This window comes from Moorena sp., from assembly GCF_982860115.1.
Genome location: NZ_CEYLVT010000030.1, coordinates 1 through 26,866, shown reverse-complemented (window position 1 = coordinate 26,866; position 26,866 = coordinate 1). Strand labels below are relative to the sequence as shown.

The following is a 26,866-nucleotide window of genomic DNA, read 5'->3' as shown; positions in this document are numbered from 1 at the left end:
TAGTTCTTGACCACGTTTTGAGTCAAGCTTTAGTGAGCGACTAATCAAGTTATTTCAGGCTACCCTACGGGAACGCTATCCAGCCCACAGCCTTCCTACTTCACCCTTCAACCTTCAGCGTTCTATAAAATTGTTCTAATTCTCAAGAGGTTTATTGCAAATGAAACGTTCATCAATTCTAGGTTTGGGTGCGATCGCATTAATTGTTGCTGTGCCTTTTGTAGGTAAGACTCCTGTATTAGCTGGTTTACAGGAAGCTGGGGAAGTGATTGTCCAAAACATCATGCGCCCCAAAGTGCAGTTGAAATTAGTGGCTAAGAAGAAGATAGTAGAAGTTGATACTGAAGGTAAAGAAAATATTACTTGGCAATCCCTAGAGAACAAAGCCATTGTCAAACCAGGAGATACCCTTCGTTACACTGTCAAAGGTGAAAATTCTGGGGAAGTGGAAGCTGACAATCTGATGGTTACTCAACCCATTCCACGCGCTACCATGTATATCCTTGATTCTGCTAGCAACAGCAATGGAGCAACGATAACTTACAGCATTGATAATGGAGAGACTTTTATAGAACAACCTACTATTGAAGTCACCCTTGAAGATGGCACAGTAGAAACTAAACCTGCCCCTGCTTCAGCTTACACTCACGTTCGCTTTGAGTTTCCCGAAGCCCTCGATCCCAAAGCAGTTTTAGAAGCATCTTATGATGTCACTGTTCGCTAGTAATTAACAATTAGCGATTAGTGATTAATGATTAGTCATTAGCAATTGGTCATTTGTAAATACAAATTAAATATTATTAATTACAAGTGACTTATAAATAAAAACTCATAAATAAAGACTAATGACTAATCACTTAAGATAATACTTATGTTATTTATTTTTATAACATAAGTACAGGGAATTAAAGAATTAATTGAATAGCTAATATTACTCACTCTGTTCGTTTTAACAGTTTTTATTTGGCTAAATAAATTCATTATTAAAACTTACAATTTAATGAATGATAAGTCTTAATAATGATAATTAGGAATTAGAGATTTTAGGAAAAAGCGTCTTACAGCATTTTACACCATTGTTATTGTAGCTATTTCGCTTCATAGTAGGTCAGACTACTATAGTCTAAAACCTAAAAACTATAGCATTATAAGTTTTAATAAAACATAAATAATGAAAAAAATATAAGCGCAATTTGCGCTATTTTTTGCTTAAATTTGCGTTTTTTATAGAAAAAAAACACAAAAATAGCTCAGGGGGTGACAAGCTAATTTAAAATCTTACAGGGGTTAGGTTTTAGGGGTTAGGTGAAGCGTGAAGATTGCCCTTGCGGGATGGATTGATAAAAACTATCATTGACGTTGTTTGGTAAAAATTGCTTCAATTGCTGGGAAATAAAAATGACTCATCGCGCTCATTTTACCCAAAACCTAAAACCTAAAACCTAACACCTAACACCTAACACCTAACACCTATCTAGGTTTGAGCTTTGTTGTTACCCCGTGATCAAAAATAGTATTAAATCAACCAAAAAATAACCGAAAAAAATTTTAAATTTTATAAAAAAACCGAACTTGAATTAACAAAAATATCCAGTGATTTACTATCAAAATGTGCCAATCAACCCCTTACTGGAAGAAGCGTTTCCCAAAGCTGCTAGCAACAGCTTTAATAGCAGGTATTTTACCCACATCTCCACCAGTACTATCGCAAACTCAAACAACTGAAGTTTCAGCAACAACTGGTCAGACACCGCTACAGTGTACAGCTCCTGAAACAGTAGAAGCAACTGTGATCAATCAAGTCACTTATCGGTACCAAATGCCTCGTGGTCCAAGGGGAAGATTCTCTCGACCTAGTGAATTATTTATTACTGGTACTTCTGCAAAAGTCAACAGTGAAATCTCTAAACAAGGAACTCTCAATCTGGTATCTCAGGGGATTCAAGATGGGGAAGGCCAGTTGGTATTTGGCTTAGGTGCTATGACTGATGCCCTGGAGGATGAACTAGTCACCTTGGGCTTTACTTCAGAAGAAGCCAGCAATGCCAGTATCGAAGCGGTAATGAGTTTTGCTAATTCATCCACTGACACTACTGCTGATCAAGTCATCACTGCTGCCAAAACTGCTATTGAAGAAGCAATACCGAATAAAGCTGCACTCTTAAATGGGGAGAATAGTCAGACAGATCAAGTCATAGCTCTAGTGTTTACTGGACTAGCTCAACAAGGCTTAGAATCCATTGGTATTGCTGAAGCCGATGCCGCAACTGCTGAAAATACCGCAGCTGGCTTAATTCCAACTGACTTAAGTACCACTACTTTTACCGAGATTCGCCAGCAAGCATTTGATGAAGCCCTCAATGCTATCCCTGAACAACAACAACTCCTAATCCAAGCTAAAGACTCTCTTGAGCAAGACCTAGGAAATATTCAGTCTGGTCAGGGGTCGCGGGTGCAATCGGGAGATATTGTCAGTTTCCGTTATGCCTTGCTTAACACTGGGGAGGCAGCGATTGAAGTAGAAACTCCCCAAGCCAGCGTGATTGCTCAAAGTGGCTTGGTGGGTTCAGCTTCCATTGGCAATGTTACTGTTGAGGGTTTGGAGGAAACCCCGGAAACCCTGACAATCGAGCCTGGGCAGGAGGTGGTGCTGAATGTGCAAGTGGCAGTTAATGCTGCTGCTGAAGACAACGATGAGCAAACGATAGCTCTAGGGTTTAGCAGTAATTGCGGTCAAGACAATACCTCCTTACAAACGGCACAACAGACCATAGCTACTATAGCTCCTACACCAGACCCCAACATCGAACTGATTGACCCGTTTGGGGAAATCCGGGGTTGTGACAATGAACTGTTGGATGACTATACCGGATTTAGTGTTGGCTTATTTGATCCAGACCCCAATGACCCTACAGGATTCTTGAATGCTGTAGAACTTACCACCACTGAAGTTCCCGATGACCCAAATAACAACATTCCTGAAGGGATTCAACCTAATACTACTAATGCTAATCCCTATTTCGTTACTAATGAGGACAATGAAAACCGAGGTAGATACAGCTTTCTGTTTGATCGAGACCGAGGTCAGTTAGACCAAGGTCGAAGCTACATTTTGGTGGTTAATCCACCGGCTAATAGCAATTTCCTCCAACGGCGGATTCGGCTGACTATCACTAATGTTGATGAAGTGCAAAGTATAGTTTCCTATACTGCTACGTCTGTAGATGGTCTACCGATTAGTACCGATGCCAATCCCACAGAGGTACAGGGTGAATTCCTGATTCGGAATGCGGAACGGGAAGGTCTAGTTTTGGGATTGTTGAATGTAGATACAGGTATTTGTGACCTTGAATCGATTCGGATTACCAAGAGCGCAGGGCGAGCTACGGCTGAACCAGGAGATACTATCATCTACCGCCTCTCTGTGCGCAATCTAGCCAGTAGTGCTGTGGTTGACATTGTAGTCACTGACGACTTACCCCTAGGATTCAAATTCCTTGAAGATTCTGTCCGGGGCGAGTTACAGCAACAATCAGTGGAGATTGAAACCACACAAGATGGGGCAAGAATTACTTTCACGACAACAGAGCCAATTCCAGAAGGTGGAGTATTGAACATTGCTTATGGAGTGCAAGTCACTCCAGATGGCATCCGGGGTGACGGGGAGAACTCAGCTATTGTTGCTGCGGAACGGGATGACAACGGTTGGGAGATCAAAGATGGTCCAGCGGTTCATCGAGTACGAGTTGATCCCGGCATTATTTCGGACTGCGGTACCTTACTAGGTCGAGTATTTGTAGACAAAAACTTTGATGGTCATCAGCAACCAGGAGAACCGGGAGTTCCTAATGCGGTGATCTTTATGGAAAACGGTAACCGAATTACTACTGATGCCAATGGTCTGTTCTCGGTTAAGAACGTTCTACCGGGATACCACACTGGAGCTTTAGACCTGACTAGCCTTCCAGGTTACACCCTAGCTCCCAATACCCATTTCAGTGAAGGCAACAGTCAATCCCGACTCGTGCGTTTAGAGCCTGGTGGTATGGCACGCATGAACTTTGCAGTCACCCCGACCTTCAACGAAGAGGATCAGCAATGAAAGTAACTAATAAATATAACATATCTTGTAAACTACAGCTAATGGGAGCGATCGCAGGTAGCGTCACCATGGTGCTGTATCCTGCGATCGCTGAAGCTGAATCAAGCCAAGCAGCAGAGGATAAATTACCAGTCATTGACCTGAATCCAAGTCAACTACCTAGTCTTGATCTCAAACAAGAACCGATCCTCAGCTTCAATCCCGCTCTGGTTCCCTCCCTAAACCAAAATGAGCGATCAACAACAATTGGTCTAAGACAGCGTTCCAGTTTTAACATCAACGATGGACAATTTCCTAGGGTCGATCTCAGGTCAGATCAACGTTTTAGGCTCAACCTGAAACGAGAACCTATCGTTAGTTTCAACTCCACTCTGACTCCTTCACCAGTCCAACAGACAGAGCCCTCCTCAGACATCGCCCTCGCACCTGTAGTGAACTTGAGTAAAGGTTTGCTACCTAGTTTTGCTCTACTGCCTGGTCAACTACCTCAGCTGAATTCACCAAAAGCTCTACTTGCTAATCTAGACCTGAAACAACAGCAAAGGGTTAGTCTTAACAATAGTGTTAATACTGAAGCTAGACAAACTATACCGATTGCAGCAAGTCGGTCATCTCAAGAGATTGCGATAGCACCTAGTATCAATTTCCAACAGGGACAATTACCTGAGTTTGCGGTTAATCATGAATTACCTAATATCGATTTAACTAACGATAAGTTAGATAACCTTCAACTGCGTTCCCGTAGCGTGGCCGTAGGCCAATCGCCCCAACGGGTTAGTCTCAACAAGAGAGTTAATCGAGAAGCTAGAGAAACTATACCGATACCAGCAAGTCAGTCAAATCAAGAGATTGCCATAGCAGCTAGTATCGACTTCCAACAGGGACAATTACCTGAGTTTGGGGTTAATCGTGAATTACCGAAGATAGATTTAAGTAACGATAAGTTAGATAACCTTCAACTGCGTACCCCCGAAAGGGTTAGTCTCAACAAGAGAGTTAATCGAGAAGTTAGACAAACTATACCGATACCAGCAAGTCAGTCAAATCAAGAGATTGCGATAGCAGCTAGTATCGACTTCCAGCAGGGAGACTTACCTGAGTTTGGGGTTAATCGTGAATTACCTCAAATAGATTTAAGTAACGATAAGTTAGACAACCTTCAACTGCGTTCGCGTAGCGTGGCCGTAGGCCAATCGCCCCAACGAGTTAGTCTCAACAAGAGAGTTAATCGAGAAGCTAGAGAAACTATACCGATACCAGCAAGTCAGTCAAATCAAGAGATTGCGATAGCAGCTAGTATCGACTTCCAACAGGGAAAATTACCTGAGTTTGGGGTTAATCGTGAATTACCGAAGATAGATTTAACTAACGATAAGTTAGATAACCTTCAACTGCGTACGCCCCAACGGGTTAGTCTCAACAAGAGAGTTAATCGAGAAGTTAGACAAACTATACCGATACCAGCAAGTCGGTCATCTACTGAAATTGCCATTGCAGCTAGTATCGACTTCCAGCAGGGAAAATTACCTAACTTTGAGGTTAATCGTGAATTACCTCAAATAGATTTAACTAACGATAAGTTAGATAACCTGGAGCTGCCTACGCCCCAAAGGGTTAGTCTCAACAAGAGAGTTAATCGAGAAGCTAGAGAAACTATACCGATCCCAGCGAGTCAGTCAAATCAAGAGATTACAATAATCGCATCTAGTATCAATTTCCAACAGGGACAATTACCTGAGTTTGCGGTTAATCGTGAATTACCTAAGATAGATTTAAGTAACGATAAGTTAGATAACCTTCAACTGCGTACGCCCCAAAGGATTAGTCTCAATCCTACGGTTAATCCTGAAGTTAGACAAACTATACCGATCCCACCAAGTCAGTCACCTACTGAGATTGCGATAGCATCTAGTATCAATTTCCAGCAGGGAAAATTACCTGAGTTTGCTGTTAATCGTGAATTACCTAAGATAAATTTAACTAACGATAAGTTAGACAATCTTCAACTGCGTGCGCCCCAACGGGTTAGTCTCAACAAGAGAGTTAATCGAGAAGCTAAACAAACTATACCGATACCAGCAAGTCAGTCAAATCAAGACATTGCCATTGCAGCTAGTATCGACTTCCAACGGGGACAATTACCTGAGTTTGCTGTTAATCGTGAATTACCTAAGATAGATTTAACTAACGATAAGTTAGATAACCTTCAATTGCGCTCCCAGCAAAGGGTTAGTCTCAATCCTACGGTTAATCCTCAAGCTAGAGAAACTATACCGATCCCAGCAAGTCAGTCAAATCAAGACATTGCTTACGCACCTGGTATTGATATCAAAGTTGGAGACTTACCCAACTTTGATATCAATGGTAATCAATTACCTAAGATAGATTTAACTAACGATAAGTTATATCACCTTGAGCTGGGTACGCCCCAAAGGGTTAGTTTTAATAGTATCAATAATGAAGCTAAAGAAACTCTACCGATTCCAGAAACTCAGTTAGACCAAGACATTGCTTATGCACCTGATATTGATATCCAAGTGGGAGACTTACCTAAGTTTGCGGTTAATAGTGAATTACCATTATTAGATTTAACTAAGGATAAATTAGACAACCTGGAGCTGGGTACGCCCCAAAGGGTTAGTTTTAATAGTATTAATCGAGAAGCTAGAGAAACTCTACCGATTCCAGAAACTCAGTTAGACCAAGACATTGCGTACGCACCTGATATCGATATCCAAGTTGGAGACTTACCCAACTTTGAGGTTAATCGTGAATTACCTAATATCGATTTAACTAACGATAAGTTAGACAACCTGGAGCTGGGTACGCCCCAAAGGGTTAGTTTTAATAGTATCAATAATGAAGATAGAGAAACTCTACCGATACCAGAAACTCAGTTAGATCAAGACATTGCTTACGCACCTGATATCGATATCCAAGTTGGAGACTTACCTAACTTTGAGGTTAATCGTGAATTACCATTATTAGATTTAAATAAGGAGAAATTAGACAACCTTGAGTTGCCATCCCAGCAAACTGTTAGTCTTAATCCTACGGTTAATCCTGAATCAATCCAGCAGATAGAAGCATCACCAGCAGTAATTGAACCGAGTCAGGAGCAACTAATCAGCTTTAACTTAAGACAGGAGCAATTAGCAAGCTTTGACCTAACAGACAAACAACTTCTAAGTCTGGATTTGACACAGGAGTCATCACTCAACCTTGACCTAAAACCAGTTGAACTCCCAACAATTGCTTTTGCGGAATTAGGAGAAGAGTACCAAAACACTCTCGAAATCGCCAACTACTGGATACGGCAAAGAAGACGCAACCGCCGAAATAGACGCCGAGAACAAAGAAGAGAATCGACTCCATCTTCTACCTCTAAACCAAAATCATCCTATGTAAAAGTACTTGCCCCTACTTCAGAGAAGGTATTAGATATCCCAGCAACTAGCATTATTTTACAATATGCTTTGGGAGCTGAAGTGGAACTTCGGGTCAATGGTAAACTGGTAGACCCCTCCTTCATTGGACGGACAGAAACAGATACACTAACTAATCTTATCACTCGAACTTGGTATGGTATTGTCCTTAGGGAAGGGGAAAATACGATCACTGCCACTATCGCTGGATCAGATAACGTAATTTCTATACCGGTACAAGTAAGGGGAACACCCGATAAACTGGTTGTGGAAACCCGCGAGGCTCGTATCCCAGCCGATGGACGTTCTCTAGCAACGGTTAAGGGTCGGTTATTGGATAAATTCGGTAATGTCTCTCACCGGGATAGCATTGTTACCTTATACAGCAGTGACGGTGAGTTCGTTGGTGTAGACCAAAACCCAGACCAACCGGGATTTCAGGTAGAAGCTCGAAAGGGGCAATTTAGCACTGAACTGCGCTCAGGCTTAGACGCTAAAACGATTCGGATTAGTGCTGCTAGTAATGATTTAGAAGCCTTTACCCAAATGCAGTTTGAAACTGCACTACGCCCGAGTTTAATAACTGGCGTGATCGATATGCGTTTGGGAACTGAAGGGACAGACTTTTTCAAGGGCTTTCGGGACTTTTTACCAGAGGATGAAGATGATGACACTAAATTTGACATCCGATCCGCTGCTTTCTTCACTGGAAGCCTTGGCAATTGGTTAATCACTGGGTCATTTAATACTGACCATGCCTTGAACAAAGGCTGTAATTGTAATGATAGTAATCGGTTATTTCGGGAGTTCCAATCCTCTGAACAAGACTATCCCGTTTACGGTGATAGTTCGACAGTGGATGTAACTACTCCTTCTATAGATAATCTCTATCTGAGGCTAGAACGCTCTGGGACAAAAGTAGGAATAGAAGCGGACTATTTGATGTGGGGGGATTACAACACTGAGGAGTTTTCTAGACGCTCTCAGCTATTTACTTCCACGAGGCGCAAACTCCATGGCTTCAAGACTAATTACAACTTTGGTAAGTTTCAAGTTACTGGATTGTTCGCCAATAATGTAGAAGGCTTCCAGCGGGATACGATAGCCCCTGATGGTACTAGTGGTTTTTACTTTCTGTCTCGGCGACTATTGGTTCCTGGTTCAGAAGAGGTTTACATCGAGTTAGAAGAACTACAGCGACCTGGTACTGTAATTCAACGAGAACGTCTGAGTCGGGTCAGTGATTATGAAATTGACTATGACCGTGGCACCTTATTGTTCAACCAACCAATGTTACGAACTGACTTGGATGAAGAAGGACAAGTCTTAGTGCGGCGGATTGTTGTTACTTATCAATTTGATGGGGATAGCGAAGATACTAATATTTACGCAGGTCGGTTTCAATACAACTTCTCTCGGGAACTTAATCAAGAAAGTTGGCTCGGCGCTAGCTATCTACGGGAAAATCAGGGAGCTAGAGACTTTGAACTTTATGGTGTGGATGGTTTATTCTCCTTTGGGGAGAATGTTCAATTAATCACAGAATACGCTCACTCTACCAATGATTCTGACGAATTAGGCTTAGTCAGCGGTTCAGCCTACCGCGTCCAACTAGATGGGAAATTTGGTGATGCTTTCTCCGGTAAGGCTTATTTGCGCTCCACTGAAACTGGCTTTGCCAATAACGCTACCATTAGCTTTGTTCCTGGTCAAACCCGTTATGGTGGTCAGTTTCAGGCCAAAGTGACTGATACGACTAGTTTTCGGGTACAGGTAGACCGGGAAACTAACCGAGGTATAGCTCCCCGAGTTGTTAATAGTTTCGGTGATTTATTCGACCCCCGTACCGAACCCCAGGCTGGTAATCGGGTGGATAATTCTCTAACTACTGTAATTGCGGGGATTAAGCAACGTATTGGTCCGGGTAGCCTCCAACTCGACTGGGTGTTTCGCGATCGCGAAGACCGTAAAGATGACTCTAGAAGTCGTACATCGAATCAGTTGCGATCGCGTTTTAAGATGCCCTTAACTGATAGGCTCACTTTTCAGGCTCTCAATGAACTAACCCTATCCAGCGAAACCGATTCAGTGTATTCAGACCGCACTGCGATCGGATTAGACTGGCGAGTGTATCGAGGAATTACCATCAATATCGGACAACAATGGTTTACCCGAGGACAATTTGAGGGGCAGGAAATTACCCATCTTGGTATCAGTGGCGATTACAATCTTGGCTCTGATACCACTATCTCTGGACGTTACTCCATTGTTGGCGGATTAGATCAGATGACCGGTCAGGGCGCTATCGGCTTGAAGCAGGGCTGGACGATTTTTCCTGGTATGCGACTAAACCTTGCTTATGAGCGGGTATTAGGTAACTTCCTTGGAGACAATGCTGCTGCTGATCAGTTCAGTCAACCTTACGCTTTTGGTCAAGGAGCTTCTGCCCTTGGATTTGAGAGTGGAGAAAGCTACAGTATCGGTTTTGAATTCACTGACAGTCCTGATTTCAAAGCCAGTTTCAAATGGGAGCATCGTTCTTCTAATCGTGGCAACAACACTGTAATTACTGGTGCCGCCTCTGGGAAATTGTCTCCTGCTATAACTGCTTTGTTTAGTTATCGACAGGCGAATGGTGCTAATCAAAGAATTAGGAGCCGATTAGGAAATTCGATCAATCTTAGGGTAGGTGTTGCTTACCGCAATCCCGCAAGCGATAACTTTAACGCTTTAATGCGCTATGAGTTTCGCCAGAATCCTGCTACTATTCCCGATACGATTTTATTGGGCAGTGGTAGTGGTTATAACGAACATCTATTTTCCGGCGAAATGATCTATGCTCCCAACTGGCGATGGGAATTCTACGGTAAATATGCTTTGCGTTATAGTAGATCCTATTTATCCAATGATTTAATCGGAGATAGCACCATTCATCTCGGTCAAGTCCGAGCATCCTATCGTCTAGGCTACAACTGGGATGTAGTCGGTGAAGCTCGCTTGATCTCTCAACCTTCAGCGGACTACTTTGAAAATGGCTTCCTGATTGAAACTGGCTACTACCTAACTCCTAGTTTGCGCCTTGCTGCTGGATACGCTGTTGGTCATATTGACGACTACGACTTCCGTGGATCTCGTTCCGCCAGTGGTCCTTATTTAGGACTTACTGTAAAACTTGATGGGCTGATTGGTAATCTATTTGGCGGCTTTGGCAATCAAAAGGTAGCACCACCCCAACAGCAGGAATCTCAAACTGAATCCATTGTTGAAGATAAGCAAGACCAAGACAATCCCAAAAAAATTAACCAACCTGTGGTTGAAGAAGGGCTAGAAGACAACAGCAAACCCCTTTCTAATGACAAATCAGAAGACGACAACACACAAGCAAGAATAATAGAAAAAAAATAGTATTTTCGGGTACTTGACAATTGGCAATTTTAGTATAATTACCGATTAATAATGACATTTTTATTATTAATCACCAGAAATATATAGTTTATCATTAACTATAAATAGTGTCAGATAATAAACCATAATAAAACTATTTATCAGTATATTCATCTTTAAAAGGAAGCAGCTATGACTCCAACTATAATTACTTCGGATTTAAAGTCAGAATTGCCACTGAAACTATTAAAAAAAAATTATGACAATTCTAGATTAAGTTTGTTTTTTATTAAAAAAAAAGAAAAGCCTAGAGTTATCCAAAAAAAACAGTATATACCTAGTTCATTATCAACTATAGAATCAAAAGGCTTCATCCATACTGTTGCCTGTTGCCTGTTGCCTGTTGCCTGTTGCCTGTTGCCTTTTACCTTGATTAGGCCAGCCCTAGGCCAACCAAAACCATCACCCCTAAAAGTAGTCGTCAATAGTAACCAAGATGGTTCAGTAAAACCAGACAATAACTTAACCCTGAGGGAAGCTATTAACCTGATCAACGGCACATTAACTCTAGACCAACTCAGTTCCGCAGAACAAGCTCAAGTAGAATCCCTAAGTTCCTCAGCACGGTCAACAATAGAGTTTAATTTACCTGCCCAGCAAACTACTATTCGTTTGGTAGAACACTTACCTGCCATCGCAACTGCTGGAGTGATCATAGATGGCACAACCCAACCTGGCTATAACCGAGATCAATCAGCTACTGCCGAGATTCAAATCCCGATTCCATTGGTGGCAATTACTCCAGCGGAAACGGTAGAGATTTTTCAAGGTTTGACAATCCTTAATGATGATGTGACAGTGAAAGGGTTGAGTATATATGGATTTAAGGGTCGGCACCAAGCAACTGTCATCTCAACACCAGCAGACATATTGATTTCCGATCGGCTGCCACCCAACTACAACGGTCAGTTTGCTGATGGTCAGTTTGTTGCCGACAAACCTCCTCAATCGGTGATTATAGAAAACACTTGGCTAGGTATACCTCCGGATGAGAGTATGCCATCAACCATGTCAGCTTTTGGGGTATGGGTGTTTAGTGGCACAGGAGTCACGATCCGACGTAATCGAATTGCCCATCACCACGGTAGCGGGATTATTACCTCCGACCAGGCGAGGGAGCTACAGATTACCGAAAATATTATCGTTGGTAACGGGATGGCTGGGATGTCAGATGCTATTCGTCTAGAGGGTAATATTGACAATACTACTGTTGAGTCTAATTTAATTTGCGGCAACGACGGCAGCAGTGTGTACCTATTTAAACCTATGGGTGCTGTCAGCATTCGGAATAACCAAATTAAGTATAATGGACGCCGCTTACGTCGGGCTGCCATATATTTGATGGGAGATGACCATCAAGTCATTGGTAACCAAATCAGTAACCAACCGGGACCAGGAGTGGTGGTTGCTGCTAAGCCAGAAAGCGATCGCAATATCATCCAAGATAATCAATTTGCGGCTCTAGAAGGACTGAGCATTGACCTAGTAACTAGAAACCATACCGGAGCAAGGCATTATCAAGTCGGTGATGGACCAAACCCTAAGCGAGACTCTCCTAACCGTAGGCGAGACACTGGTAATAATGCTGTGAATACACCTCGGTGGTTAGCGGTAGAGTTTTTTCAACGGGATGGTCAGGTGAGTTTGGATGGGTTAGCTGACCCTGGTTCTGAAGTAGATATCTATCTTGTAGACCAGGTTTCCCCAAAAACCCCTGGTTATGGTCCCTTGAGCAGGAAGATTGCTACCACTGAAGCAGATCAAGATGGGAAGTTTGGGATTAGTCTTAGTAATGTCCAGCCTGGGGATTACCTGAGTGCGATCGCAACTCACCCAGACTACGGTACCTCTGAACCAGCTGTGACTGTAGTAGTAAGTGCTCTTGATGATCAAGGGAATAGTATCGAGACCCGGTCAGCAACAACTCTACCGAACACAGCAAAGCCCCAGTGTACCAGCCGTCCAGTCGCCAGGGTTCCGGTACAACCACAGTCCCCACAAATACCTGAACCCTTGGTGTTGAAAGTACCTAGGGTAATCCATTTTGCCCTTGACCAATCCAGAATTAGTCCTAGAACTGCGGCAGTACTCAACCAGATTGCTAGAGTGTTGCAAGAGTATCCCTTCATGACCATCGATATTCAGGGACATACTGACTTCCGTGCTACTGTGGAATATAACCAAGCCTTGGGATGGCGGCGGGCCAAGGCAGCACGGGATTACCTGTTGCGTCTAGGAGTTGGGCCAGAACGGATGACTATTCGCTCCTTTGGTGAAAACCAGCTAAAGACCACAGGAACTACATTAGTCAATCATGCACGTAATCGTCGGGTGGAGTTTATCTTCCAAGATGTTAGGGGTTTGGAGATTATCTTTTTAGAACAAGAAGAAGATTTACAAATCGAGTGACATACCGATTTATATGGATAATCCCCGATCGGAATAGTTTTTGGTAATAGCGTCAAACCCATTTATTACAACAGGTCGAGTTGGTCTGGCTCTTTGTTAAAGGAAAAAACTCCCTATAAATACACCAGGGTTATCTTGAGTAAAATGGTGTACACCCTTTCAATTAATTAACTAACATACAATATATACAACCAATGGACTATGTAATTACAAGCAACACAAACACGATCATATACCTTATTGGAAAAACCTTGTGTGAATATTGCTACTTCATCAGTAGACCTTGACCCGAACAACCTATTTCCCTTTGAACTCGACGAGTTCCAAAAACAGGCAATTGAGGCTCTCAATGAGAGTAAATCAGTAGTTGTCTGTGCTCCGACTGGTTCTGGGAAAACCTTAATTGGGGAGTATACCATTTATCGTGCTTTGTCTCAAGGAGGACGTGTTTTCTACACCACCCCCCTCAAAGCGCTCTCCAACCAGAAACTAAGGGATTTTCGGGCAAAATTTGGCGCAGACAAAGTCGGTCTAGTTACCGGTGATTCCTCGGTCAACCGGGAAGCTTCCGTCTTAGTGATGACTACGGAAATCTTCCGTAATATGCTCTATGGGACCCCAATTGGTCAAGTGGGAGCCTCGATGCTAGGGGTTGAGGCGGTCATCCTAGACGAATGTCACTACATGAATGACCGACAACGAGGCACGGTTTGGGAAGAATCAATTATCTATTGTCCGCCAGATATCCAAATTGTTGCCCTCTCGGCCACTGTTGCCAATTCTGACCAGCTGACCGACTGGCTGAATCAAGTTCATGGCTCCACTGAGCTGATTTACTCTGACTTCCGACCTGTTCCTCTAGAGTTTTACTTTGCCCATCCCAAGGGAATTGTCTCCCTGCTGAATGACGACCACACCAAGATTAACAACTCCCTCAAAACCAGACGTCCTAAAAGCAAAGACAAACATGGACGTCCGGAAGGCCCGAGCATTAGCACTGTGGTGAGCAAACTAAAAAAACGGGAGATGTTACCAGCTATTTACTTTATCTTTAGCCGCCGAGGCTGTGATAAGGCAGTAGATGAGATGGGTCCACTATCCCTGGTCAATGAACAAGAAGCAGCTAAACTCAAGAAACGGATTGATGAATTTATCACTAAGAATCCAGAAGCAGCTCGTACCAAACAAATTGAGCCCCTCTACCGAGGTATAGCTGCCCATCATGCTGGAATTTTACCGGCTTGGAAAGGTCTAGTGGAAGAACTATTCCAACAAGGACTAGTGAAGGTGGTCTTTGCTACAGAAACTCTAGCAGCAGGAATTAACATGCCTGCTCGTACCACGGTTATTTCCAGTCTATCTAAGCGTACTGACCGAGGACACCGGCTACTGACTGCTTCTGAATTTTTGCAGATGGCTGGACGAGCAGGAAGGCGAGGGATGGATACCAATGGCTATGTGGTGACGGTGCAAACTCCCTTTGAAGGGGCTAAGGAGGCGGCTTATCTAGCAACGGCTGGTGCTGATCCCCTAGTCAGTCAGTTTACCCCTACCTATGGTATGGTACTGAATTTGTTGCAAACTCACTCTCTGCCTCAAGCCAAGGAGTTAGTTGAACGCAGCTTTGCTCAGTATCTAGCTACTTTGTACCTCAAACCTCAACAACAGGCAATTACTGAACTGACTGCGGAACTGACGAGAATTGATTTTCAACTGGCACCGGTAGATGTGGCAGTAATGGAAGGCTATCAAAAACTGAAGGAACACCTGAAAGTAGAGCGCCGCATCCTTAAAGACCTGCAACACCAAGCAGAGGCATCTGTTTCTAAAGCCGTATCCCAATTACTACAACAGGTGGAACCGGGAGTGATTCTTTATTTGAAGGGCAAGAATGTGCCAGTGTCTTATCCTGTTCCAGCTGTTTTGGTGGCTAAACAAAAGGGTTCCGGTCAATTCCCTTATCTGGTGTGCTTAAGTGCTGCTAACCGATGGTATGTGGCAACAACTGCTGATGTGATGGGGTTAGATGGCTTTCCTGAAGTGGCCGATGACCAAGCATCCAATGGCTCTACGGAAGATTACTCAACCGGCTCAACTCAAGGTGACTCTTCTGACATTATCAATCTTCGATGCCTTGATATTGGAACTCTCCAGCCTTTAGAGGGACTTGAGATTAAACCAGGTCAAGTCAAAAGCGGAAATGAAGATACTGAAGCCTTGGCTAACCAAGTTCCCACTATTGCTGAACTCTGGGTTGCTCCAGAAGTGAGGGAGCAACAAGGTGTTGTTGGTGATCTAGAGGGTCAAATGGAAACCCATGCTCTTCGTCAGTGGGGTAATCCTTCTCAACTGATCAAACGCCACAAAAAACGGTTGTTTTTGCAGGAGCAAATTAACCAACGTCAAGCTAAATTCCGAGAATACCAGGCTCAGCATTGGCACGAATTTCTGAACCTGATTGAAATTTTAAAAGCATCTGGTTCTTTGGAGGACTTAACTCCCACTGTTCTGGGGCAAGTGGCTGCTTCGGTTCGGGGAGAGAATGAGTTGTGGCTAGCCTTAGCCATGCTGTCGGGAGAATTAGATGACTTAGACCCCCACCAACTGGCAGCAGCTTGCTCTGCTATAGTTACCGAAACCCCTAGACCGGATAGTTGGACAAACTATAAACCAAGTGAGGAAGTGCTAGAGGCATTGGCAAACCTCAGGAGGATTCGGCGTCAAGTATTTCAGCTACAGCGTCGATATCATGTTGCCTTACCCGTTTGGTCAGAGGATAGGTTAATTGGTCTAATAGAACAGTGGTCATTAGGCAAATCCTGGCGGGAGATATGCGGTAATACCAGTTTAGATGAAGGGGATGTGGTGCGAATTTTACGTCGAACCTTAGATATATTATCCCAAATTCCCCATGTGTTGCCTCTATCAGAGTCTTTAAAAGCTAATGCGATTCGTGCTGCTCAGTTACTTGACCGCTTTCCGGTTAATGAAAGAGTGAATTGACACTCCCCGACCTAAAGGCGCGGGGATTCTTCGTTCAACGATTCGACTTGCTGAACCTGGCCGGAACCAAGAGCAGTAGAGGTTAAATCTCCCGAAGTGTTCGGATCGATGATCCAGGTTCCGGTGTGCCCCACCGTACCCAAGGCTTTTTTCAGGATGTTGACTGCGGCGTTGTGGTCTCGGTCTAATTTACAACCACATTTGCAGACGTGAGTCCTAGTTGATAGGGACTTCTTGACTACCTCGCCGCATTCTGGGCAATTTTGACTTATATAGGCAGGATTCACTGCAACCGTGACTCTACCAAACTTCTTGCCAAAATGCTCTAACCATTTCCTAAACTGATACCAACCTGCATCGTTAATAGAGTTAGCTAAACAATGGTTTTTAACCAGATTTTTTACCCTCAAATCTTCATAGGCGACCAGGTCGTTAGACCGGATTACGCAACGTGCCAGTCTCTTGGCATGTTCTTTACGCTGCCTACTTATTTTGAGGTGCTGTTTACCTAATCTATTAACGGCCTTCTTACGGTTAGCAGAGCCTTTCTTTTTTCGAGAAACTCGACGTTGGTAAAACTTTAGTCGCTTTTCTCCTTTACGGTAAAATCTGGGATTGGGTTCAGTATTTCCCCTAGAATCGGTATAGAATTCTTTTAGACCTACGTCCAATCCTACAGTAGCGTCAACCGGGTCTAATTGTTCTTCGTTCGTCACAGAGATGCAAAACTGAACATAATAACCATCAGCCCTTTTAAAAATGCGAACCCGTTTGATTTGCTTCTTGTCAAAGCGCCATAAGTCCCAGGTACCCTTGAGTTTTAACTTCCCTATTCCTTTCTTGTCACTGAATGTAATTGTTTTCTTGTCAGGGGAAAGTTTCCATCCTGATTGCTTATACTCAACCGACCTACAGTGTTTCTGAAAACGGGGATAGCCTTTCTTGCCAGGTACTTTTTTCTTGCAGTTTTCAAAGAAGCGAGAAATTGATGACCATGCTCTTTCAGCCGCAGCTTGTCGAGCAGTAGAGTTTAGTTCATTGGCAAACGGGAATTTTTTAGCTAGTATTTTGCAGTACTTGCTAAGGTCGTATTTCCCTGTACCTTTGTTATCTATCCATAAACGAATGCAGCTATTCCGGATAAATTTAACCGTCCGAATTGCTTCGTTTATAGCTTGATATTGATGCGGTTTACCGTAGGCTTTAAACTCAAGTATGATCATCAGAACTCGACCTCTTCTATTATATAATTACGCTAACACAATTAGCGTAATATGTCAAGTAAAAACAAAAAGGGAGCAGGGAGCAGGGAGCAGGGAGCAGGGAGCAGGGAGCAGGGAGTAGGGAGCAGAGCAGGGAATAGGAACCCACCCCTAACCCCTCCCAGGAGGGGAAGTGATGGAATCGGGAATAGCGATCGCTTAATCAAAACAGGGAATAAAGGTCAAAGAATAATGTACCTCATAACTGCGAAAAACGCTACAATCAGTTATCAAAAAACAACTTTTTTCTAGGTAATCTCCCTGTTCCCTGTTCCCTGTTCCCTATTGCCTATTCCCTACTGGATTATTCCCCACATCAAAAATAATTATAAATTCCGCATCCGGCATTAATCGTTTCAGGGCCCACAAATGTCCTTCGGCATCCGATCGATTGCGGAAGCGAGCAACAACAACTCGCTGCATTTGTGGTAATAGCCTAATGACCACCCACGGATGAAGGCGTTCAGAATAACTCATAATCAAATTGTCTCCTTTTTTAGGGGAGCCAGAGCTAGCCCGTTGATTTTGCACTGTCCCCGGGCTAGCTCTTGACTCTGGGCGTCTCAGCGCCCACGCTTATACTATAGCACAAAAATATTTTATTATAACATATTTTGAAAAATTTTGTTACAAAAAATATATTGAAACTGCCAAGATGCCAGTTCTACTGCTTGATGCCAGTTCTACTGCCTGATCAATATCAGTAGAGTGGGCATCCTGCCCGCCCGACCATAACCATGACACTGGCAAGATGCCAGTTCTACAGCTTGATGCCAGTTCCACAGCCTATTGCTAGCTTGCCTATTGGCTATTGCCTATTGAAAACCCCTATATAACATCACCATCAATCAATTGAAGCTGTAACCGCTTACCCAGTGCATTAGCTGCCCGTTCAATTGTGTTCAGGGTTACAGAGGTATTGTTGGGATCTAAAAGACGATCTAATGCCGCAGGAGTAGTTTTCATGACCTTAGTCATTTCAGTTTTAGTTAGTCCTTTTTCAAGCATTGCTTGTTCGATTTGCCAAGCTAAAACTCGTTTGAGAGCTACGGCTTCAACCTCAGCCAGGATGTTATCTTCTTCTAAAAGTTCATCTAAGGAAGAACCGATATAAGGATTATTATTCATTTGATTTTTATAAGTTACCTTTTCTTTGTAAAGCTAAAGCTAATTCTTGTTTGGGCGTTTTTTCAGTTTTTTTTATGAATCCATGTAACAAAACCATTTGATTGTTATGAATGCAGAAAATAACCCGGGAAGTGCGGCCATTAGGTAAGTTAGTACGGACTTCAAATAAACCATTTCCCATCGGGCGACAGGTAGGCATACCAATAGGCCAACCGTACTCAACAGTTTTGATGTCTGTGCCAATTAACCGCCGTTCCTCCTTGTCTAAACTTAAGAGCCAATCACGGACAGGTTCGTTATCAGATTCAGTTTTATAAAACTTAGCAGGAATTCGTTTAGAGGTCATTGAGCTGATGTCCCATTTGTGACTGAAGTCCTCCGTTCATTTGTACTACTTTACACCTCAAACTCTCTTACTGTAAAGGATGTAGCGATTGAGTTACCCAAATATAGCAGTCGAAGGAAAGCTTATAATATATAGCACTACACATTCAGAGGACATTGATAGAAGCAGCAAAAGCTCTTGTAGTCAAATTTTGCCAATTGCCTCTTGCCTATTGCCTATTGCCTCTTGCCTCTTGCCTCTTGCCTTCCCTACAATGACTCCTCAAGTAAACCCTTCAACACCTCTTCTGTAAAAGGATTCTTACCAGCCCGCAGCTCATCTATCCATTTCTGCCGTTCTGCTTTCCACTTATCATTGTCGGTCCAGTCTACAAATGCCTGAAAATCTGATATGGCTCCTGCGGTATCCCCAGTCAGAGCCCTAGCCAAACCACGACTATCCAAAATATATGCCTCTTCAGGTGCTTTGGCTACTGCTTTTTCACAGGCATCCATCACCTCAGTAGCATATCCATGGAGGCTACCAAACCAACAGAGTGCGTTCCAAGAATCAGCATCAATTTCTAGGTTTGGATCTAGTTGTTGGGCTTCTTTATAGAGAGATAGGGCTTTGGTTAATTCACCCTCTTTAGCTAACCACTCACCTTGTCTGACTTTAGCAGTTGCTGCTAGCTGTTTGGCTTTTATCTCTGGCTCTAATTCTAGCTGTGGTTCTTAAGTCTTCACCCCGATGTGATGCTGAAAGCCCTTCGAGGCAAAGCCAATCATAACCTGATGAGTTGGTTGCAAGCCAGTGGAAGGCATTACTGCCTACGGTTCCGAGCGTGATTTACTGCTCCATGGCCCTCGCCGCTATCCCCAATAACTCAGTTATCTTTGGCCGACCTGAGCAGAAGCGGTGTTCTATCACAATATAGGCTTGTGGGAGGATGGAGAGCATCATTGTAACTTGGTACTAGCTACTGTCAAAGGTGTCAAAGAACCAAAGGCTGTTATTACTGATGAATCTCCTACTTTGAAGACTTTGTGGCAATACGCAAAGCGGTAAGGAGTCGAAGAGTTGTTTCAAGGGTAGCAAGTCAGGAGCTTTTGAACTGGAAGATTCTCGGATTAACTCAGCCGAAGCATACGAAGCGCTAATACCATTGTGGCCGCTTTCGCTCTCCAAAACAGCACTACTCTTTGTCTGGCTGTACAACTTGCACCGCTTGCGTCAACTTGTTTGTCCCCATTGGCAGCAACGAGGCATCAGTTATCTCAAAATCGGTCTGCGCTGGCTCAAGGGGGTTCTCAACTTTGGACGCCAATTATTAACCCCTGTGTTCAAGTTACCCCGCGACCCGCCACCAAGCTTTGCTTCTTTGAAGGCTGATCCGCATTACTACGACCGCATCTGGTTTACCCGTATTCCCTCGAAGCACTGCACCCCTTGATCACTGCCATTTCCCAAGATGTGTCAGGCACTCAGCCTCATGTCTTACTTCTCTCCATTTTTAGCCAGTTAGATACACTTATGCCTTGGTTACATGAGCTGGGTTTTGATTTTTGTATGATCAGGTGCAAGATCTGAGTTTACCCTGACTACTTCTATGAGTTTTTCTATGAGTTTTTCTATGAGTTTTCTATGAGTTTTCTATAAGTTTTATATGAGTTTTTTTGATGAGTTTTTTTGATGAGTTTTTTTGATGAGTTTTTTGATGAGTTTTCTATGAGGTTTTCTATGAGGTTTTCTATGAGGTTTTCTATGAGTTTTATGAGGATAAGAGATATATAACAGGGCTACTATTAAATTGTTCTCACAAATTGATGGGGAGCAGGTCAAAGTTCCAGAACAAATGAACTATGTACCATCAGAGCAAGCTTAAACCCATGAGGGGGCTAGAGATTTAGTACAAATGTTCTGCATAAGTGACATGCTCCCTACTGATGAGCCATTTTTGAAAGGACTACTAATTATGGAAGTACTACTGACCAGAGATTCAAATGATCACCAGAGAGTATTTGCAGAAGTGCAAGGCTACAAGCACGCAAGCAACATCCACAAAATCGTCTACTCTTTAAAACAAGATCAGCATGTGGAGTCTGCCACAGAAGAGATCGATGTTCGCTCTTGTGTGATTTTCAATTGCAATTACTCATCAACTTACTCAGTAGTAGCTGAGTTGTATTTCACAGATCGAGAAAATATCACCATCGAGTCCAACTCTGTGGACTTGTCAGTCGGTCTTCAAAAGATCGAATTTGATCCGGCAAAGTCAGAGAAGTTGCCAAGTATTGAACCAAAAAGTGTCATCGAAATCGTAGATACCAACCAAGAACATGCTTTGTTCGTAAAATTCAAACCCAATGGAAAAGAAGCCCTAGAAAAAAGGGGCAAATACCGATGCAATTTCAGGAGTGTCTTTTCCGACGCTGATAAACGTCGCATTGAGTCACATCCAATGAAAGACAACAATGTGCTTAATATCTTCAAAGTCATAATGCATGAGGATGCCTCCAATGAGCAACTACTTGCGCTTGCACTTGAATTAGATGCTTTAGATGAAGTCGAGTACGTATCATTGGAAACTACAGAAATATCGCCTCCCATATACCAAGAATTAATGGAAATGGGAAAAACAGCAGTAGTGGAAAAAGCAGAGCAGACACCAGATTTTACATCCAGGCAAACATATATGAACCACCCACCGGGAATGAATGTGAAATATGCTTGGCAACAAGGAATAACTGGTAAAGCATCTGTTGTACGCCACTTGGACTTTGGTTTAATTGAGAATCATGAGGACTTGAAGGAGCTTGATATCGTTTCAGCCGATGGAAGTTCTCCAGATCATGGTACAGCATCCCTTGGTTGTATAAGATCCACGCACAATGAATTTGGAACAACTGGTATTGCTTATGGGGGAACAACATATGTTTACAAAACCAACCAATTGAGTAAGATTGTCGCAGATAGCCACCCTGGTGATATTGTAAGCCTTGATATTCAGTTTTGGAGTTGCACAACATATTATCCGTTCGATTTTTCACGTTCAAATTGGGATCTAATCAAGAGTGCTACACAAAGCGGGGTCATAGTTATCTTAGCAGCAGGTAATGGCGGTAACTATCTGGATACCAGTAGCTGTGGCAGTTTAGCTTATCGTGGTGACAATGGCGGGATGCTTGTCGGTGCTGGTAGTTCATCCTCGTTTGAACGACTAGGATTTTCAAACTATGGAACTCAAGTCATGATTAATTCTTGGGGAGAAAATGTAACAACGACGGGGTACGGGAATCTGTATGGTGAGCGTGGAGGACAACAGAGCTACACAAATACATTCAATGGGACAAGCTCAGCCACACCGCTGTGTGCAGGAGCATTGGCGCTAATTCAGTCATACTCAAAGACAGTTCATCATGTAACGCTCGACGGAGCGTTCATGAGAGCACTGTTGCAATGGACAGGTAACTCTTCACCTGGTCAGAAGATCGGAGTGCGGCCAGACATAAAGCGTGCGATGATGAAATTGGATGAGATATTTGGTTAGTGGTATCTGCTACCCTCCTCTACCAAAATCAAAACCGAGAAACACAGTCTTTATTCTGAGTAGTTGGGGTACCAGGATAAAGAGGCAGGGCTGTTTCATTTTCGACTCTAAAATTAATGGGTAAGGGGTCCAAAGCCCATTCTGGTCAGCAAATCGCCGTTTTTTTATACTATTGGGTTTAATTTTAGAAAAACAGGCGCGAAACTTCTGCCACTTGGGAGGTTCAGAGAACCAAAAAATTGAGAATGAAACAGCCCTGGAATTAAACCAGCGTTTAACCGCATTATTTAACTGCTGTTTTAATTTCCCACAGACTGACCGATGCTTATGAGTCTTCATTGGAGATGCCCAACCTATCCAGGATATTAATTTGGGTAGGGTTTATCGTAAGCATTCAGCCGTCAGCATATGCGCTACGCGCACGCTACGCGAACAGCAATCAGCTAACGCGCATTAGCTGATTGCTTACCTAAATGTTTACGGTTTATTTTGCCACACAAATAATTATAACGTTTCTGATAATTATTAGAGCCATTCGATTTGCTTCACCTTACTTCTTACTCCTACTCCCTAGGTAAGCAATCAGCAATCAGCAATCAGCAATCAGCAATCAGCTTATGGGCTACGCGCACCCTACGGAATTTTTGAATAAAATAGCTAAGGATTGGTTTAATATTTGTTACCTTAGCTGACCGCTAACCGCTGACCGCTGCAAGACAAAGAGAAAGTATTATGAGTATCTCGCCAAAACGACTGGAAGAAATCAAAACTATTCCTGACTCTGCTATTGATACCTCAGATATACCTGAGTTAGACGATCATTTCTGGGAAAATGCCAAAATGGTTAAACCAATTACTAAAAAAGCGATTTATATTCGCTTAGATAGTGACATCATAGACTGGTTTAAAAGTCAAGGTAAAGGCTATCAATCATCGATTAATAATGTTCTTCGTAGTTATGTGAATCATCAACTAAACAAAAGTAATCATTGATGGTAAAACTATTCCCTTAATCTCAGGTAATTATAGCCGACATGATATCCCTTATGGGTTATACCAGTCATAAACTACAATTGAACCAATACCTGCCACCATCTGTGTGATCTAAATCCGCACTTCTCGCTAACGAACGTTGTTAATTGCTAAGAGAGGTTAAGATTTGGATAATTAATTTAAGGAGTGAACGGTGTTCAGGAGTAGTGATAGTTCCAATTGGCAGTGCTCTTTGTCCAAGCAGCTAACCCCCTTGATCAGAGATTTAACCAGAGTCAAATCTAATCCTATCGATCCCAAGACTATTGTAGTTAGTACCTTGATCGGGCTTTTGCTCAATTGTCTACCATGGTTACCAGCGGCTAGAGCTCAAACGGTGCAACTGGGAGTAGTTAAGAGTCGGGATAATCAAGGGCATTGGTCTGGAATTACCGAACGCTTGCATTCAATTGGAGTTAACTACTGTATTGTTGACTTGACTGACGTTAAGAAAGCCTCTGACTTCGATAACACTAACTTGCTATTTTTGCCCAATGTCGAGTTCCTCCACCCAAAACAATTCCAAGCGTTACAGGAGTGGATTGCACAAGGAGGAAAAGTTATTGTCAGTGGTCCGACTGGGTTACTTTCCAAACCTGACATCCGCAAAGAATTGCGTGAGCTTTTAGGTGCCTATTGGGGGTTTGCGATGACCCAACCCTCTATCCTCCATCCTTCCCCAGACAGTAACCAAACATGGGTGCAGGATACTGGAATTACAGGTATCATTCAGGGCGGCACTCTGATCCCTACTGATCTTAATTCCACTACTGCTGCGGTCTGGAGTCAGGTTGACAAGCCCCCTGCTGTAGTAACTTCTAATAATGCTACGTTTTTTGGTTGGCGCTGGGGTATCGATCGGGTAGCTCCGGCGGAGGTCGATAGTGCTTGGTTACGAGCGGCTCTTGGTCGCTATGATGTCCAAGTTACTGATGTCAATATCACTGATGTCCAACTCACCAGTAATTCACCTACATCGTCTCAATCCTCTGATCACTCTCCACAACATTGTCGGGATATCGACACTACTATTGCCCAGAAACAGCTGGAAACAGAAGATGCAGAGTCTGGAAATAACACAGATGCTTCAGCTAAGCCTACCAATTCCCTATTAGTTCCGTCACCCAAACCAGCAAAAGCTCCACCACCGCGATATATAAGACGAATTAGAACCCTAAAGCAAGCTACTGCCATGGAGCGGGAGTTAGAAAATCTGATTGGTCGGTTTGAAAGTGCTTTGCTAAGAGCTGATGCAGCTAACAGTAATCTGAATTTATCTACAGGTGCTGCTATCGAACAATTTGTGACTGCTGGTACTAAGCAAGTGTCGGAAACTTCCGAGGAAACCTCTGAGGGTAAAACGGATGAAACTGACTCAGCTGCTAACTCAGCTATTGAGGCATTGCATCAGGCCAGAGTGGGTTTGGAAAATTTCCGTCGAGCGGTGGCTCGCAGAGAGTATCAAAAGGCAAGTCAGCTGTGGATGACAGCACGAAATACCCTGTGGGAAAACTACCCAATTGATCGTAAACTAGCCCAGTCAGAGATTCGAGCCATTTGGCTAGACCGGGGTACTATTGTTAAAGCCAAGTCTGAAAAAGATTTAGCTAAGATTTTTGACAAATTGGCTACAGCTGGTTTTCACACCATCTTTTTTGAAACGGTTAACGCTAGTTATACGATTTACCCGAGTGCGATCGCACCAGAGCAAAATCCCCTGGTTGAGGGATGGGATCCCCTAAAAGCAGCAGTCAAGTTAGCCCATGAACGAGGGATGGAATTGCACGCTTGGGTTTGGATATTTGCTGCAGCTAACCAGCGGCACAATGCAGTTTTGGATCAACCAGCAGACTATCTCGGACCAGTGCTATCCAAGAATCCAGACTGGGCAATCTTGGATAACGAAAAACGTGTGTTTCACAAGAGAACTAGAAAGGCATTTCTTGACCCCGCTAATCCGGAAGTGCGGGATTATCTAACCAAGCTATTGGAAGAAATAGCCAGCAACTATGAAGTAGATGGGATTCAGCTGGACTATATTCGCTATCCGTTTCAAGACCCCAAAGCTGGTCATACCTTTGGCTATGGTAAGGCAGCCCGTGAACAGTTCCAGGCATTGACCGGTGTTGACCCGATTGAGATTGACCCAAAGGATCAGAACTTATGGCGACAGTGGACAGATTTTCGTATCAAACAAATCGATACTTTAGTCAAGTCAGTGTCACAAATGCTGCGCCAGAAACGTTCCGAGTTGATTATCTCTGCTGCTGTATTTCCCATGCCTCGGGAAGACCGATTGCAAAAAATCCAACAAAACTGGGAAGATTGGGCGTCTCGGGGTGAGATTGACCTGATGGTACCGATGACTTATGCGCTGGAAACGGAAGAGTTACAAAAATTAGCCCAGCCATGGCTAACTAAATCCTCCATCAGCTCAGCCTTAGTTTTGCCAGGAATTCGCCTATTGAATTTGCCCGATATTGTAGCTGTTGACCAAATCCAACTGCTGCGAGATTTACCAGCTCCTGGCTATGCCCTATTTGCAGTAGAAAATCTCAATGATAATCTCAGGGGTATTTTAAGTCGCACTCAAGGACAAGAAGAACCTACCACTGAAGTACAAGTACCTTACCGTCAACCGTTCCTAGCTGCAGCAGAACGTTATCAGGCTCTGCAACAGGAATGGAGTTTTATGTTGGCAAATAATCAAATCGTAATTGGGGAACCAGACCTTTCAGACTGGGGACAACAAGCCGATACCCTCTCCCTGTTGCTGAATCGACTAGCGGACAAGCCATCCATGATGAGCTTGTTATCAGCACAATTGTCCATGTCATCCTTCCGTACTCGCTTTCAAACGTGGATGTTTGGACAATCCGTTGAGCAACCCTATCAAGTCCAGGTATGGGACAACCGTCTCGAAGCAATCCAACGATTATTGCGCTATGGTGAGCGGACGCTCCAAAATCGATCATTAGCTGGCAGGGAAGCTGCCACCAATGAAGTGGACATCACTGAAGGTTTCGATCCACAAACGAGCACCACAAGATAGTGGTTTATCGGGATTATAGACAATGCGGCAAGGGCCAAGGATTTCTACCTGGTTGCCGTATAGATTGTTGCCGCTGCGTTTTACTGGAGTTTAGACTATGAGAAAATGACCCAGTCTTCTTTTGAGGCTGAGAT

General features: G+C 43.4%; 13 protein-coding genes and 1 pseudogene. 8 read left to right on the top strand and 6 right to left on the bottom strand.

The window, feature by feature from the left end:
• Positions 1-160: 160 nt before the first annotated feature.
• From AC4II3_RS07835 to AC4II3_RS07815, 5 genes are all read left to right on the top strand, one after another.
• Entirely contained in the window at positions 161-724 is a 564-nt protein-coding gene (locus tag AC4II3_RS07835; protein WP_488007440.1) for a hypothetical protein, read from the top strand.
• 885 nt (positions 725-1,609) lie between these two features.
• Positions 1,610-4,102 carry a hypothetical protein gene (locus AC4II3_RS07830; RefSeq protein ID WP_488007442.1) on the top strand — a complete coding sequence of 831 codons (2,493 nt, stop codon included), beginning with the start codon at positions 1,610-1,612 and terminating at the stop codon, positions 4,100-4,102.
• A complete protein-coding gene (locus tag AC4II3_RS07825; RefSeq protein WP_488007444.1) occupies positions 4,099-10,932 on the top strand; it encodes a hypothetical protein in 6,834 nt (2,277 codons plus the stop codon). The genes AC4II3_RS07830 and AC4II3_RS07825 overlap by 4 nt, the downstream gene beginning before the upstream one ends.
• A gap of 171 nt (positions 10,933-11,103) precedes the next feature.
• Positions 11,104-13,380 (top strand): OmpA family protein, encoded by a 2,277-nt coding sequence (locus AC4II3_RS07820; protein WP_488007446.1) that lies wholly within the window; start codon positions 11,104-11,106, stop codon positions 13,378-13,380.
• 255 nt (positions 13,381-13,635) lie between these two features.
• Positions 13,636-16,383, top strand: a complete 2,748-nt coding sequence (locus tag AC4II3_RS07815) for a DEAD/DEAH box helicase (RefSeq protein WP_488007448.1) — start codon at positions 13,636-13,638, stop codon at positions 16,381-16,383.
• 11 nt (positions 16,384-16,394) lie between these two features.
• On the opposite strand, the gene AC4II3_RS07810 is transcribed toward AC4II3_RS07815, so the two are convergent.
• The 5 genes from AC4II3_RS07810 to AC4II3_RS07790 form a co-directional block, all read right to left on the bottom strand.
• Positions 16,395-17,606: an RNA-guided endonuclease InsQ/TnpB family protein gene (locus tag AC4II3_RS07810; protein ID WP_488029236.1), complete on the bottom strand. Its 1,212-nt coding sequence runs from the start codon at positions 17,604-17,606 to the stop codon at positions 16,395-16,397.
• Positions 17,607-17,927: 321 nt separating this feature from the next.
• The gene (locus tag AC4II3_RS07805) at positions 17,928-18,122 is read right to left on the bottom strand and encodes a hypothetical protein (RefSeq protein ID WP_488017448.1); all 195 of its coding nucleotides are present in this window, start codon (positions 18,120-18,122) and stop codon (positions 17,928-17,930) included.
• Positions 18,123-18,473: 351 nt separating this feature from the next.
• A complete protein-coding gene (locus AC4II3_RS07800) occupies positions 18,474-18,773 on the bottom strand; it encodes a Fis family transcriptional regulator (RefSeq protein ID WP_293097046.1) in 300 nt (99 codons plus the stop codon).
• A 7-nt stretch (positions 18,774-18,780) separates the two neighbouring features.
• A complete protein-coding gene (locus AC4II3_RS07795) occupies positions 18,781-19,119 on the bottom strand; it encodes a type II toxin-antitoxin system RelE/ParE family toxin (RefSeq protein ID WP_488014959.1) in 339 nt (112 codons plus the stop codon).
• A gap of 248 nt (positions 19,120-19,367) precedes the next feature.
• Positions 19,368-19,616 carry a hypothetical protein gene (locus tag AC4II3_RS07790; protein ID WP_488029237.1) on the bottom strand — a complete coding sequence of 83 codons (249 nt, stop codon included), beginning with the start codon at positions 19,614-19,616 and terminating at the stop codon, positions 19,368-19,370.
• Between the two features lie 1,457 nt (positions 19,617-21,073).
• Between AC4II3_RS07790 and AC4II3_RS07785 the strand changes: the two genes are divergently transcribed.
• The 3 genes from AC4II3_RS07785 (at position 21,074) to AC4II3_RS07775 (ending at position 26,732) form a co-directional block, all read left to right on the top strand.
• Entirely contained in the window at positions 21,074-22,648 is a 1,575-nt protein-coding gene (locus AC4II3_RS07785) for a S8 family serine peptidase (RefSeq protein ID WP_488014965.1), read from the top strand.
• Positions 22,649-23,380: 732 nt separating this feature from the next.
• Positions 23,381-23,641 (top strand): BrnA antitoxin family protein, encoded by a 261-nt coding sequence (locus tag AC4II3_RS07780; RefSeq protein ID WP_488014967.1) that lies wholly within the window; start codon positions 23,381-23,383, stop codon positions 23,639-23,641.
• 193 nt (positions 23,642-23,834) lie between these two features.
• A complete protein-coding gene (locus AC4II3_RS07775; RefSeq protein WP_488014969.1) occupies positions 23,835-26,732 on the top strand; it encodes a glycoside hydrolase family 10-like protein in 2,898 nt (965 codons plus the stop codon).
• Here the strand turns inward: AC4II3_RS07775 and AC4II3_RS07770 are convergent.
• A pseudogene (locus AC4II3_RS07770) lies at positions 26,655-26,816 on the bottom strand (DNA-binding protein); the annotation flags it as partial. The gene AC4II3_RS07775 and the pseudogene AC4II3_RS07770 overlap by 78 nt on opposite strands.
• Between the last annotated feature and the right edge of the window lie 50 nt (positions 26,817-26,866).